The sequence below is a fragment of the Achromobacter spanius genome (assembly GCF_029637605.1).
GTDB lineage: Bacteria > Pseudomonadota > Gammaproteobacteria > Burkholderiales > Burkholderiaceae_B > Achromobacter > Achromobacter spanius_E.
The window spans coordinates 6,403,156-6,416,658 of record NZ_CP121261.1; the positions used below are offsets into that span (position 1 = coordinate 6,403,156).

The following is a 13,503-nucleotide window of genomic DNA, read 5'->3' on the forward strand; positions in this document are numbered from 1 at the left end:
CGCTAGAATCGCGGCATGCGAGTTCTGGTAATCGAAGACGACACCACCCTGGGCCATGCGCTCCAGGAATTCCTGGCCGACCAGGGTTATGCGGTCGACTGGCTGACCGAAGGCGACCGAGTGCTGGGCGCCTTGGCTGGCCAGCCTTACGACCTCATGCTGCTCGACCTAAATTTGCCCGGCATGAGCGGGCTTGATGTGTTGCGGCAGTTGCGCCAAGACGGCAATCAAGTCCCCGTACTGATCCTCACCGCGCGCGACGGCATTGAAGACCGCGTCGCTGGCCTGGATGCCGGTGCCGACGATTACGTCACCAAGCCTTTTGAACTGCCCGAGCTGGCGGCGCGCGTGCGTGCCTTTGGCCGGCGGCGCGCAGGCCAGGCCCAACCTCTGATCGAAGTCGGTCCGCTCGTGTTCGATACGGTCGGCCGCGAAGTGCGTGCCAATGGCCAACGCCTGTCCCTGTCGGTGCGCGAGCTTTCCGTGCTGGAAATGCTGATGGCCCGCGTGGGCCGCGTCGTCACCAAGCGCCAGATCGTGAACTCCTTGTCCGCCTGGGATGCTGATTTCAGCGAAAACGCGGTCGAAGTCTATGTCTACCGCCTGCGCAAGCGTTTGGAAGGCACCGGCGCCAGCATTCAGACGGTGCGCGGCTTCGGCTACATGCTGGATGTGGAAACGGCCTGACGGGCCTGGCGCCGCCGGCAGGTTGCGGCTGCGCCCCTCCATCCACCCAAGCGAGGGTATCGCGTCATGACGCACGAACGCACTCCTTCTGCTCCTACGCCCACTCGCCCCTTGCTCCCTTCCCGCTCGCTTGCCCGGCATCTGGTCATTCGGTTGATGCCGCCGATTCTGCTGCTTGTCCTGCTGGACCTGGCGGCAACATGGGTGATCACGCACAAGATCGACATGTCGCTCTGGATGCTCGAAGACTTCTTCTGGCTGATGGTAGTGGGGCAGATTGCGCTGATTGCGCTGTTTACGTGGGTGGTGGTGCAGGGCGTGCGTTCCGGGCTGCGCTCGGTGAACCATTTGTCCGAGGAAATCCGGCAGCGCTCCATCGACGACATGCAGCCTTTGGAAGTGGCGGGGGTGCCGGTCGAGATTGAACCCCTGGTCACGCACACCAACGACATGCTGCTGCGCCTGGACGCCTCGCTGGCGGCGCAGCGCCGCTTCATCGGCCATGCCGCGCACCAACTGCGTACCCCCTTGTCCGGCCTGAGGCTGGAATCCGAACTGATGCTGGCCCGCCCGCTACCCGACGATGTGCGGGCGCGCGCCGAACGCATCAAGGCCGTGAGCGACCGGATGATCCGCCTGGGCCAGCAATTGCTGGTGCTGGCGCGTGCCGACCCCAATGCCCGGCCGCAAGACAGCTTTGTGCGCATCGACCTGTGCGAATGGGTGCGCGTGCATGGCGCCGAGTGGTTTCCACGCGTGCGCGAAGCGCGCTATGAACTGGATCTGGTGGCCCCGGACGCCCCGATCTGGATCGATGCCGACCCCCTGCTGTTGGCCGAGCTGCTCAGCAACCTGATCGACAACGCCTTGCGCTACGGCAACGAAACCGGCCGCATCACGCTGATCGTGGGTGCCAACCCACCGTCGTTGACGGTCGAGGACGATGGCCCCGGTATTCCGCCCGAGGAACGCGACCGCGTGTTCGAAGCCTTTTACCGGTCGCCCACCGCCACCGCCGGCGGATCGGGCCTGGGGCTGGCCATCGTGCGCGAGATAGCCCACGCCCACGGCGCCTGGTGGAAGTTGACCAGCCGCCCCGACTTCTCTGGAACACGGCTGTCCGTCGTGTTTCCCGGTCCCCGCAAAGGGGCACAACTTACCCGTCAAGAACTCCGATCATGAGCCAAGCCTCGGCTGATGTCCCTTCCCCGACTGGCGCCCACGCGGGCGGTGTGCATGCGCCGTCGTCGCGCGCGGCGCTGATCCTGGGGGCTTTGGGCGTGGTGTATGGCGACATCGGCACCAGCCCCTTGTATACGCTTCGTGCCTGCCTGACTGGCCTGAGCGTGCACACCGACCTGGAACCCGCGCATTTGCTGGGCGTGCTGTCCATCCTGTTCTGGATGCTGATGTTGGTGGTGTCCCTGAAGTACGTCACGCTGGTGCTGCGCGCCGACAACCGAGGCGAAGGCGGCACGCTGGCATTGCTGGAATTGGCGGTGCGGGCACGCGAAGGCAAACTGCGCTGGGTGCTGATCGTGCTGGGGATTTTCGGCGCAGCGCTGTTCTACGGCGACAGCATGATCACGCCCGCCATTTCGGTGCTGTCCGCGCTGGAGGGCATCGGCATTGTGTCGCACACGCTGGATCACTGGGTGGTGCCGATTGCGTTGGTGGTGCTGGTGGTGCTGTTCGCCATCCAGTCGCATGGGACGGGCCTGATGGGTAAGCTGTTCGGTCCGGTGATGCTGGTGTGGTTCGGCACGTTGGCCGCCTTGGGCGGCTGGCAAATCTGGCAGACCCCGGAAGTGCTGGCGGCCTTGAACCCCATGTGGGGCCTGCGCTTTGTCGTCGAATTTCCGCTGATCAGTTTCGTGCTGCTGGGCGCCGTCGTGCTGGCCTTGACCGGCGCCGAGGCGCTGTACGCCGACATGGGCCACTTCGGTCGCCCCGCCATTCGCGGCGCCTGGTTCAGCATGGTGCTGCCGGCCTTGACGCTGTGTTATTTCGGCCAGGGCGCGCTGTTGCTGCGCAACCCCGAGGCGATCCGCAACCCGTTCTTCCTGATGGCGCCGGACTGGGGCCTGGTGCCCTTGGTGGCGCTGGCCACCATCGCCACCATCGTGGCGTCGCAAGCGGTGATTTCGGGTGCGTATTCCGTCACGCGCCAGGCGGTGCAACTGGGCTTTTGGCCGCGCATGCAGATCCTGCATACGTCCGCCGTGGAGAAGGGTCAGATCTATCTGCCGCAGGTCAACGCGCTGCTGCTGTGCGCGGTGCTGGTGCTGGTGCTGCTGTTCCGCAATTCCGACAACCTGGCCGCGGCCTATGGGTTCGCGGTAACGGGCACGATGCTGACGACGTCGGTGCTGGCCTTTGCCGTGCTGCCGCGCGGTACGACGGGCATCAAGCGCATGGCGTGGTTTGGCGTGCTGGGCTTCTTGTTGCTGTTCGACGTGCTGCTGTTTTCGGCCAACGTGTTCAAGATCCATGAAGGCGGCTGGCTGCCGCTGCTGGTGGCCATTGTGGTGTTCACGCTGATGATGACGTGGCGCCGTGGGCGCCGCCTGCTGTCGGACATGCAGCAACGCGATCGGCAGCCGCTGAAGGAATTCATGGAGCAACTGGAGCAATACCCGCCATCGCGGGTGCCAGGCACTGCGATCTTCATGACGATGAATTCCGGCAACGTGCCACCGGCGCTGCTGCACAACCTGAAGCACAACAAGGTGCTGCACGACCACGTGCTGTTCCTGACGATCCTGGTGGCCGACGTGCCGTACATCTCGCCCGAAGAGCGTTTCGTGGTGAACAAGCTGTCATCGTCGAGCTGGACGGCGACCGTGAATTACGGCTTTAAGGAAGACCCGGACGTGCCCGAGGCGCTGCGTCTGGTGGCGGAGGCTTACCTCGAACTGGATCTGGAGCCCATGCGGACGTCGTATTTCCTGTCGCGTCAAACGGTGGTGGCCGCTCGCAAGCCCGCGCTCTGGCGATGGAGGCGCGCCGTGTTTTCCTTCATGGCCCGGAACTCGACGCGCAGCACGAAGTTTTTCAAGATTCCCGCCAACCGCGTGGTGGAAATGGGCATGCAGGTAGAGCTGTAGCGGGCCTATCAGATTCAAGCCCGCTGGCTTCCGTGGCGATGCCGGCGCAATAAAAAACCCCTCGATGACATGCATCGAGGGGTTTTTTGTTGGGGCTGAAGAATTACTTCTTCTTGGCCGCGTCTTTCAGTTGCGGCAGCGACGTACCGCTGGACGCCAGCAAACCGGTCTTCACGTAGGTGAAGAGCTTTTCGCGGGTGTCGACGATGTCGAGGTTGCGCATGGTGAGTTGGCCGATACGGTCGGCCGGCGTGAACGGGGCGTTTTCAACCTTTTCCATCGACAGGCGTTCCGGCGCGTACGTCAGGTTGGCCGATTCTGTGTTCAGCAGCGAATAATCATTGCCGCGACGCAGTTCGATGGTGACCTCGCCGGTGATGGCGCGGGCCACCCAGCGCTGGGCGGTTTCGCGCAGCATGATGGCTTGCGGATCGAACCAGCGGCCCTGGTACAGCAGGCGGCCCAGCTTGCGGCCGTTTTCGCGGTACTGCTCGATGGTGTCTTCGTTGTGGATGCCGGTGACCAGGCGTTCGTAGGCGATGAACAGCAGCGCCAGGCCCGGGGCTTCGTAAATGCCGCGGCTCTTGGCCTCGATGATGCGGTTTTCGATCTGGTCGCTCATGCCCAGGCCGTGACGGCCGCCGATGCGGTTGGCTTCCAGCAGCAGTTCAACCGGGTCGCTGTATTCCACGCCGTTCAGGGCGACCGGCTGGCCTTCTTCGAAGCGCACCGTGACTTCTTCAGCCTTCACGGCCACGTCGTCGCGCCAGAACGCCACGCCCATGATGGGCTTGACGATGCGGATGCCGGAATTCAGTTGTTCCAGGTCTTTGGCTTCGTGGGTGGCGCCCAGCAGGTTGGAATCGGTCGAATAGGCTTTTTCGGCCGACATCTTGTAGTCGAAGCCGGCTTGGCGCATGTATTCGGACATTTCCGAACGGCCGCCCAGTTCGTCGATGAAGCGCTGGTCGAGCCAGGGCTTGTAGATCTTCAGGTCCGGGTTGGTCAACAGGCCGTAGCGGTAGAAGCGCTCGATGTCGTTGCCCTTGAACGTGCTGCCGTCGCCCCAGATATTGACGTCGTCTTCCTTCATGGCGGCCACCAGCATCGTGCCGGTGACGGCACGGCCGATGGGCGTCGTGTTGAAGTAGGTGATGCCGGCGGTCGAGATATGGAAGGCGCCCGATTGCAGGGCGGCAATGCCTTCAGCCACCAACTGCGCGCGGCAGTCGATCAGGCGGGCATTTTCAGCACCGTAGGCCAGGGCCTTGCGGGGGATTTCGTCGTAGTCGGACTCGTCGGGCTGACCCAGGTTGGCCGTGTAGGCGTAGGGAATGGCGCCGTTGTTGCGCATCCACAGCAGGGCTGCGCTGGTGTCGAGACCGCCGGAAAAGGCGATGCCGACCTTCTGGCCGGTAGGAAGGTTCGGGAGGATAGTGGTCATTGTTTGAGGTGAGACGCCAACAGGACTTTGACAAAAGGCTTTGACAGCAGCAAGCCGCCAAACAAGAAAGGGTGCGGGCATTTTAACTCTTTTGCCTGGGGCGGCCAGATGCGGGCGAGCAGGGGGTATCGCGCCGCGCCGAGAGGCGGGCGGCCCGAGCTGCAGGCCCCGGGCGGGGCAGCGCCTGGCGGGCAGTCACGGGCGGGCAGCTCCGGGCGGGCAGCTCCGGGCGGGCAGCCCCGGGCGGGCAGCCCCGGGCGGGTGCTCAGGTCTTCGGCGCGAACAGCTCGGACAATTTCAGTTGCCGGATCAACTGCCCGGTGGCCGTTGCCAGACGCGTGGCGGGCCGATGGCGGGCGCTGGCCAGCACAAGATTGTTGGTGATGGTGGGTGAGCCGATGTCGCAGAGCGCCAGGGCATGCTCGGCGGCCGGGCCGCGCGCGGCCGAGCGCGGAAGAATGGCGTAGGCGTCGCCCTGCGCGGCCAGTTCCACGATGGTCTGCACGGCGTCCACCTCGGCGGCCACCTTCAGGCGCACGCCTTGCGCGCGGCACACGCTTTCGACCAGGGTGCGGATGGCATTGGGCAGGCTGGGCAGCACCAGGGGATAGTCGCCCAACTGCGCCACGGTCACGCGCGCGGGCAGCGGCGGCTGGTGGCCGGCGGCGGCGGCCAGCACCAGGTCTTCGCGGAACAGCGATTCGTAGGCAAGCTGGGGCGAGGGTGCGGGGTCATACAGCAGCGCCAGATCGACCCGGCCGGCCAGCAGCCATTCGCGCACCTGGGCGCTAAGGCCTTCGGCGACCGCAATCGAGGCCTCGGGGAAGCCGCGGCGAAACGCCTGCACAAGCGGCGGCGTCAGCACGCGGGCAATACGCGGGGGCAAGCCGACAACGACCTTGCCGGCAGGCGTGGCGCGCAGCGTTTGCAGGTCTTCCTTGGCGCGCTCGGCCAGGGTCAGCAGGGCGCGCGCATGCTCCAGGAATCGCAAGCCGGCTTCGGTGGGTTCGGCGCCACGGCCGTTGCGGTAGAGCAGGTGCTGGCCAAGCTCCAGCTCCAGCAGGCGCACCTGGCGGCTCAAGGTGGGTTGGGCGACGTCCATCATTTCAGCGGCGCGCGAGAAGCTGCGCCGTTCCGCCACCCTGACGAAGTACTCGATCTGCTTGAGATCCATGGGATATTTGATTGTTCTATATCTGAAATCAAAGATATAGCATTGTTTGTCGCACGGCAATCCGCGACGATGGCGTTCTACCAGCCGTTTTTCCAGCAGGAACCCACTGTGCTCGATTGCCGTCCTCCGCTTGCCTCGCCGTCCCGCCCTCGCCATGCCTTGCCGCCGGGCGCCTGCGATGCGCATTGCCATGTGTTCGGGCCAGCCGACGTGTTCCCGTATGCCGAGGGCCGGTCGTACACGCCGCCTGATGCGCCGTACTCGGCCATGGCCGCGTTGCATGCGCATCTGGGCATCGAGCGCGCGGTGGTGGTGCAGGCCAACTGCCATGGCTCGGACCACGGCGCCTTGCTGGATGCGCTGGCGCAAAGCGGCGGGCGCTATCGCGGCGTGGCCTTGCTGGGGGCGGACGCCACGGCGGCCAGCGTCAAGCTTTTGCATGAAGGCGGCGTGCGCGCCGCGCGTTTCAACTTCGTGCCGCATCTGGGCGGCGCGCCGGACCCGGCCGTGTTTGATCACGTGGTCGCCTTGATCGCGCCGCTGGGCTGGCATCTGTGCCTGCACGTGGACGGGGCAATGTTGCCCGAGCTGTTGCCGCGCTTGCTGGCGCTGCCAGTGCCATTTGTCGTGGACCACATGGGGCGCTTGAAGGCGACCGACGGGCTGGACTCCCCGGCGATGCGGGCCTTGCTTAGCTTGGCCGATGTCCCGCAGGCCTGGGTCAAGGTGTCGGGCATTGACCGTATCGCGTCGGGCAGGCGCCCGTTTGCCGAGGGCATCCCGTTTTTGCGCGCGCTGACCCAGGCCATGCCGGACCGCAGCCTGTGGGGCACGGACTGGCCGCATCCCAACGTGGCGGGCGACATGCCCGACGATGGCGAACTGGTGGACACGTTCTTTGAAGCGTGCCCGGATGCCGGATTGCGCCAGCGGGTGCTGGTGGACAACCCGGCAAGACTGTACGGATTCGTGTAAACGCCAGGCGGCTGCGCGGTAGCTTGGCGGGCAATAAAGATTTCGAGCCATAAAAATTCGATTCAACGAGGAGACATCATGTTCAAGAAAGTACTTTCGGCCGCCGCGCTGAGTTTTGCCGTCTTTGGTGCGGCGCATGCCGACGGCCCCGTCCGCCTGATCGTCGCGTTCCCGCCCGGCGGGCCGGTGGACCTGGTGGGACGCGTGCTGGCCGAGCAGTTGGGCAAAGAGCTCAAGCAGCAGGTCATCGTCGAAAACAAGGCGGGCGCCAACGGCAACATTGCCGCGGCCTATGTGGCCAAGGCGCCGGGCGATGGCTCGGTCCTGTTCCTGACCAGCGTGGGCGCGGTGGCGATCAGCCCGGCGCTGTACAAAGACATGCCCTACGATCCGGCGCGTGACTTCGCCCCGGTCTCGCGGGTGGTGAACAACGCCACGGTGTTCGTGGTGAATCCGTCCAACCCGGCGACGGACGCGGCGGACTTCGTCAAGCGCTCGCAGGCGGCGTCGCAATCGGTGGCGATCGGCTCGTCGGGCATCGGCAGCATTCCGCACCTGACTTTGGAAATGTTCGAAGACGCCAGCAAGGCCAACGTGCTGCACGTGCCGTACAAGGGCGCGGCGCCCGTCATCAACGACGTGATGGGTAACCAGGTGGCCGGCTTCTTCGGCGACGTGCCGGGCCTGATCGGCCATATCCAGGGCGGCAAGCTGAAGCCGCTGGGCATTGCGGCGCCGACCCGCCATCCGCTGCTGCCCGACGTGAAGACATTGGCCGAGCAAGGCATTGCCGGCGTGGAATCCAACAACTGGTATGGCATCGTGGCGCCTGCGTCCACGCCGGCCGCCACCGTCGACAAGCTGAACCAGGCCGTGCGCGCGGCGCTGGGCAATGAAGCGGTGCGCAGCAAGCTGGAGAAATTCGGTGCACAAGCGGCGCCCAGTTCGCCGCAGGAACTGGCCGACCTGATCGCGTCCGACCGCGCCAAGTGGACCGCGCTGATCCAGCGCAAGAACATCCGTCCGGAGTAAGCATGAGCGCCAGCCGAGTTGCGCCCGTAGAGCCGGGCACGCGCCCGGAATTGGCCACGCTGGAGGCGCGCATCAGCGCCGCCCGTGGCCGGATATCGCCGCTGTACCAGGTGTTGCTGAACAGCCCCGCCGTGGTGGAAGGCTGGGAAGCCATGCTGACCGCGATCCGCCAGAAGACGTCGTTGTCACCGCGCCTGCGCGAACTGATCATTTTGCGCGTGGCCACCTTGAACAATGCGCCGTACGAGTTTGACGCGCATGTGCCGCATGCCTTGGCGGGCGGCATGCCGCAGGAAGTGATCGACGCCTTGCGCGCCAACCCGGCGCCTGGCGACGTGCAGGGGCTGGCGCCCGGCGAGGCCGACGTGCTGGCGCTGACCGACGCCATGACGCGCGACATTGAGGTGCCTGACGCGGTATTCGCGCCCGTGCGCGCCCGCTACGATGACGCGCAATTGGTCGAGCTGGCGGCTACGGTGGGCGCGTACAACATGGTGTCGCGCTTTCTGGTGGCGTTGCGCGTCGGGCATTGAAAGGAGAAGACTGTGCAGGAAATGCAGCAAGAGGTATTGCTGGTGTCGTTCGGTGAACGCTTTGACAACACGCGCGCGGCCGACATGGCCCGGCGTTTGACCACGGGCCTGGACGGCGTGCGCGTCAATGCGTTCGCCGCGCTGGAAGAAGAAGATACCTACGTGTATTTGCATGGCCCGGTGGCCGCGCTGCCGGAACTCCAGGCGCGCCTGGCCGAGCACTTTCCAGGCGCCCGGGCGCGTGTGTTGCATCAGACCCTGGACTTGGCCGGCGCTTCCGCCGGCCAGGACGCGCCGTGGCACTACATCGTTGAAACCGATGTGCTGCCCGAGGCCGAGGCGGACTTGAACGCCTGGTACGACCAGGAACATTTGCCCGGCCTGGCGTCGGTGCCGGGCACGGTGCGCGCGATGCGCTACGAATGCCGAGATGAATCGCCGCGTTACCTGGCCTGCTACGACCTGCACACCCGCGAAACCTTCGGCAGCCCGCCGTGGCTGGCCGTGCGCGCCACGGACTGGAGCAGCCGCGTGCGGCCATCGTTTCGCAATACGCGCCGCACGATGTTCAAGAAAATCCTGTAAGGGCCCGTCGTGGTGCCGGCAAGGAGACATGATGATGAAGCGACTGTTGAACGGCCTGACGATCACCTGCGCGTTCGCCGCGGTGTCGCCGGCGCTGGCCGATGCGCCCACGCGTGTCAACGTACTGGTGGGCAACGGCGCCACCATCGAAGTGCTGGGTCAAGGTTAGGGGCCCGCGTGGTGATCGTGGCGGCCGCGGCGAAGCAGTATCTCGAGGGCTTGAGCGAACACGTGGATCGCCGATTTGTCGCTGCCTGACGCCAAGCGCTTGACGTCCATAGGGGCGGTTATTTGCGCTGGATGATGGGTTGCGCGCGATCGGGGGTGGCTCTGTGGCCGCTACCGGTGCGCGCTTCACCCATCCTACGGTCACCGGTGCGCGGTTCACCCATCCAACGGGTCATCGGTGCGCGGTTCACCCATGCAAGGCGTGAACCGCCGCGCGGGTCACACTTGGCCGAGTAGCAGGAATTCCATCAGTGCTTTTTGCACGTGCAGGCGGTTTTCGGCTTCGTCCCAGACCACGCTTTGCGGGCCGTCGATGACTTCACCGGTGACTTCTTCGCCACGGTGGGCCGGCAGGCAGTGCATGAAGACGGCTTGGGGGTCGGCGGTGGCCATCATTTCGGCGTCCACGCACCAGTCGGCAAACGCGGCGCGGCGCTCGTCGTTTTCGGCTTCGTAGCCCATGCTGGTCCAGACGTCGGTCGTGACCAGGTGCGCGCCCTGGCAGGCCTCCATGGGGTCCTTGAACTGGCGCAGCACCTTGTCGGAAGGCGTGCCGATGCGGGACGCTTCAAGTTCGTAGCCGGCGGGCGTGGACACATGCAACGTAAAGCCCAGCATCTCGGCCGCGTGCAGCCAGGTGTACGCCATGTTGTTGGCGTCGCCCACCCAGGCCACCGTCTTGCCCGCAATGGGGCCGCGATGTTCGATGTAGGTGAAGATGTCGGCCAGGATCTGGCAGGGGTGGAATTCGTTGGTCAGGCCGTTGATGACGGGCACGCGCGAGTGCGACGCGAAGCGCTCGATGCGGGTCTGCTCGAACGTGCGGATCATGACGATGTCGACCATGCGCGAGATGACGCGCGCCGTGTCTTCGATGGGTTCAGAGCGGCCCAGTTGCGAGTCATTCGAGGTCAGGTTGATGACCGACCCACCCATTTGGTACATGCCCGCTTCGAACGAGACGCGGGTCCGGGTGCTGGCTTTTTCGAACACCATCGCCAGGGTGCGATCGTGCAGCGGCATGTGGGGTTCGTAGCGCTTGAACTTTTCCTTGATGATGCGAGCGCGGTCCAGCACGTAGGCGATTTCCGCGGGCGAGAAGTCCTTGAACTGAAGAAAATGCCGCAACGGGCCGTTTTGAGTCGTGGGAGGAGTCATGGTGTTGTCGCAGGTCATTGAGCCCGGCCCGGCTCATGGCCGGGTCGGGACAGGGATGATGAATGTTCGGCCAGAAAGTGTTGGATGAGCGGGACCAGGGTGGCGACGATCTGGTCCGCCTCTTGCTTGTTCAGGATCAGCGGGGGCAGCAGGCGCACGACGCGGTCGCGGGTGACGTTGATGAGCAGGCCAGCTTCCATCGCGCGCAGCGCCAGCACGCCGCAGGGACGCGCCAGTTCAATGCCCAGCATCAGGCCACGGCCACGCACCTCGGTCACGCCGGCGGTGCCCGCCAGGGCGCTGGCAAGCGCGTTCTGCAAATAGCTGCCCACGGTGTGGGCGTTGTCCAGCAGCTTGTCGGTTTCCAGCGTGTTCAGCACGGCCAGGCCGGCCGCGCACACCAAGGGCCCGCCGCCGAAGGTGGTGCCGTGGCTGCCCGGCGTGAAGACGCCCGCCGCGGGGCCGGCCGCCAGCATCGCGCCGATGGGCACGCCGCCCGCCAGGCCCTTGGCCAGCGTCATGACGTCGGGCTTGATATCGGCCCATTGGTGCGCGAACCATTTACCGGTGCGCCCGATGCCGGATTGCACTTCGTCGATCATCAGCAGCCAGCCGCGTTCGGTGCAAAGTTGGCGCAGGGCTTGCAGGTACGTGATGTCGGACGGGCGGATGCCGCCTTCGCCCTGCAGCACTTCCAGCAGCACCGCCGTGGTGCTTGGTTCGGCGTCGCCGGCCGCGCGCACGGCGGCCAGGTCGTTGTAGGGCACCTGAATGAAACCGGTGGGCAGCGGTTCGAAGCCCTTGCGCGCCTTCTCGCTGCCCGTGGCCGCCAGCGTGGCCAGCGTGCGGCCATGCCAGGACGAGTCCATGGTGATGATGTGGGCGTGCCTGTTGCCGCGCTGGTAGGCGTAATAGCGCGCCAGCTTGATGGCGGCTTCGTTCGCTTCCGATCCGCTATTGCAGAACGCCACTTCCCGCATGCCGGACAGGGCCGTCAAGCGGGCGGCCAGCGCCTCTTGCAGGGGAATTTCGTAGATGTTGGACGTGTGGATGACGCGCGCGGCTTGCTCGCTGATGGCGGCCACCAGCTTCGGATGCGCGTGGCCCAGGCAGGAAACGCCAATGCCGGCCAGTGCGTCCAGGTATTTGCGCCCATTTGCATCCCACAGCCATACGCCCTGGCCGTGCGAAAACGCAACCGGCAGGCGAGCGTAGATATTGGCCAGAGGCGAGGTCATTGCGGATCCTCCTGGGGGATGACCAAAAAGCCGGTCCTTGATTCGATGTATCCCCAGGCGAAAGCGGGGCGGGATCGGCTTTTGGAAGAGAGCAAAGGATCAATCATATACAATTCGCGGCGCAGGGCGCATGTTTGATCACGCCGAAGATCCGGCTTTCGTGAAAGGCGCGCTGTAGTGAAGAACTCATGGCAACTAGCGTCAGACAATTCGTAATTCATGGCGTTACCGAAAGCGGTAGCCGATTCCGCCCCAGCGATTGGGCGGAGCGGCTCGCTGGCGTAATGGCTCAGTTCCGGCCCGCCGGCTGTGCCGGTAACCACCTCACTTATTCGCCTTATGTGCTGCCCGTCGTCATCGACGGCGTGCGCGGAATCGTGGTCGACTTGCGTTTGCGCGACCTGGAACCGTTGGCGTACAAGTTCGTGGTGGATTTCGCTCGTGACAACAACCTCAAGACGGAAGAACGCGAAATCTAAGCCCCAGAACGAAAAAGCGCCCCCACCGGGCGCTTTTCTCATTCGTGGGGAAAGCGGCACGCCCATCGGGCGGGCTTGAGGCTACGCCGCGCATCCGTGCTCACGTGCCGTAGCGATCCAGGATCTTGCGGATATCGCGCACGCCCGAACCGTCGGTGCTTAGCAACGCCCGCGCAGTGACGGATTCCAGGTGGTGTTCAAGCAGATGCAGCACGTGCTTTTCGTCACGCGCGCGCAGGCCTTCCACAATTTCCATATGTTCGCTGACCGCGCATTCGCTGGAATGCGGCCGCCCGTAAAGCGCCAGGATCAGCGAGCAGCGCGACACGATTTCGTTCACGTAGCGGGCATAAACCGCGTTGCCCGATAGTTCGGCCATCAGGATGTGGAATTCGCCCGACAGCCGGATGGATTCATTCGTGCTGTTGCGTTTTCGGGCCGTTTCCTCTTCCTCGACATGCCGGGCCAGGCGCGTCAGTCCGGCTTCGGTGATGTGCTGCACCAGCCGCCGCGCAACGTCGCGTTCCAGGCAGCGGCGCGCCTCGAAGATGTCGTGTGCTTCTTCCAGGCTGGGGCGCGCCACCGCCGCGCCGCGATTGGGGCGCAGGTCTACCAGGCCTTCACTGAACAAGCGCGTCAACACACCGCGGACGATGGTGCGGCTGACGCCGAAGCGTTCACCGATGATGTCTTCGGGCAGCTTGTCGCCGGGCAGCAAGGCCTGTTCGATGATGGCGCGGCGCAAGTTTATGTATACGATTTCGCTGCGATTTACGTCTTTCTTCGGGGGCTCGTTGGCCGGTGGCGCGAGAGTTTTCATCTTCTTCCTTGGCTCCTGGGCTCGCGCGTTTTTTTGTAATGCT

At 64.8% G+C, this 13,503-nt stretch carries 14 protein-coding genes; 9 read left to right on the top strand and 5 right to left on the bottom strand.

Annotation, left to right across the window (positions count from 1 at the left end; genetic code table 11):
- Positions 1-15: 15 nt before the first annotated feature.
- From P8T11_RS28820 to P8T11_RS28830, 3 genes are all read left to right on the top strand, one after another.
- Entirely contained in the window at positions 16-687 is a 672-nt protein-coding gene (locus P8T11_RS28820) for a response regulator transcription factor (protein WP_006218435.1), read from the top strand.
- Positions 688-753: 66 nt separating this feature from the next.
- Entirely contained in the window at positions 754-1,869 is a 1,116-nt protein-coding gene (locus tag P8T11_RS28825; RefSeq protein ID WP_259251588.1) for a sensor histidine kinase, read from the top strand.
- Positions 1,866-3,794 carry a potassium transporter Kup gene (locus tag P8T11_RS28830; RefSeq protein WP_277549588.1) on the top strand — a complete coding sequence of 643 codons (1,929 nt, stop codon included), beginning with the start codon at positions 1,866-1,868 and terminating at the stop codon, positions 3,792-3,794. The genes P8T11_RS28825 and P8T11_RS28830 overlap by 4 nt, the downstream gene beginning before the upstream one ends.
- Positions 3,795-3,897: 103 nt before the next feature.
- Here the strand turns inward: P8T11_RS28830 and argG are convergent, their stop codons facing one another.
- Positions 3,898-5,238 (bottom strand): argininosuccinate synthase, encoded by a 1,341-nt coding sequence (gene argG / locus P8T11_RS28835; protein ID WP_046805493.1) that lies wholly within the window; start codon positions 5,236-5,238, stop codon positions 3,898-3,900.
- A 265-nt stretch (positions 5,239-5,503) separates the two neighbouring features.
- Positions 5,504-6,412: a LysR substrate-binding domain-containing protein gene (locus P8T11_RS28840; protein ID WP_268078936.1), complete on the bottom strand. Its 909-nt coding sequence runs from the start codon at positions 6,410-6,412 to the stop codon at positions 5,504-5,506.
- A 69-nt stretch (positions 6,413-6,481) separates the two neighbouring features.
- On the opposite strand from P8T11_RS28840, the gene P8T11_RS28845 reads away from it, so the two are divergent.
- The 5 genes from P8T11_RS28845 (at position 6,482) to P8T11_RS28865 (ending at position 9,706) form a co-directional block, all read left to right on the top strand.
- Positions 6,482-7,387: an amidohydrolase family protein gene (locus tag P8T11_RS28845; protein ID WP_418910346.1), complete on the top strand. Its 906-nt coding sequence runs from the start codon at positions 6,482-6,484 to the stop codon at positions 7,385-7,387.
- 78 nt (positions 7,388-7,465) lie between these two features.
- Positions 7,466-8,419, top strand: coding sequence for a Bug family tripartite tricarboxylate transporter substrate binding protein (locus tag P8T11_RS28850; protein ID WP_268078935.1), 954 nt, complete (start codon positions 7,466-7,468; stop codon positions 8,417-8,419).
- Between the two features lie 2 nt (positions 8,420-8,421).
- Entirely contained in the window at positions 8,422-8,952 is a 531-nt protein-coding gene (locus tag P8T11_RS28855; RefSeq protein WP_268078934.1) for a carboxymuconolactone decarboxylase family protein, read from the top strand.
- Between the two features lie 21 nt (positions 8,953-8,973).
- Positions 8,974-9,537 (top strand): DUF4286 family protein, encoded by a 564-nt coding sequence (locus P8T11_RS28860; RefSeq protein WP_268082480.1) that lies wholly within the window; start codon positions 8,974-8,976, stop codon positions 9,535-9,537.
- A gap of 31 nt (positions 9,538-9,568) precedes the next feature.
- Positions 9,569-9,706 (top strand): hypothetical protein, encoded by a 138-nt coding sequence (locus tag P8T11_RS28865; protein WP_268078933.1) that lies wholly within the window; start codon positions 9,569-9,571, stop codon positions 9,704-9,706.
- 278 nt (positions 9,707-9,984) lie between these two features.
- On the opposite strand, the gene argF is transcribed toward P8T11_RS28865, so the two are convergent.
- Positions 9,985-10,923, bottom strand: a complete 939-nt coding sequence (gene argF / locus P8T11_RS28870; RefSeq protein WP_268078932.1) for an ornithine carbamoyltransferase — start codon at positions 10,921-10,923, stop codon at positions 9,985-9,987.
- A 14-nt stretch (positions 10,924-10,937) separates the two neighbouring features.
- A complete protein-coding gene (locus P8T11_RS28875) occupies positions 10,938-12,161 on the bottom strand; it encodes an aspartate aminotransferase family protein (RefSeq protein ID WP_268078931.1) in 1,224 nt (407 codons plus the stop codon).
- A 188-nt stretch (positions 12,162-12,349) separates the two neighbouring features.
- Here P8T11_RS28875 and P8T11_RS28880 point away from each other — a divergent pair, with 188 nt between their 5' ends.
- Positions 12,350-12,640 (top strand): DUF3579 domain-containing protein, encoded by a 291-nt coding sequence (locus P8T11_RS28880; RefSeq protein WP_100857029.1) that lies wholly within the window; start codon positions 12,350-12,352, stop codon positions 12,638-12,640.
- Between the two features lie 100 nt (positions 12,641-12,740).
- Here P8T11_RS28880 and P8T11_RS28885 read toward each other — a convergent pair whose 3' ends face one another.
- Positions 12,741-13,460, bottom strand: coding sequence for a GntR family transcriptional regulator (locus P8T11_RS28885; RefSeq protein WP_268078930.1), 720 nt, complete (start codon positions 13,458-13,460; stop codon positions 12,741-12,743).
- Between the last annotated feature and the right edge of the window lie 43 nt (positions 13,461-13,503).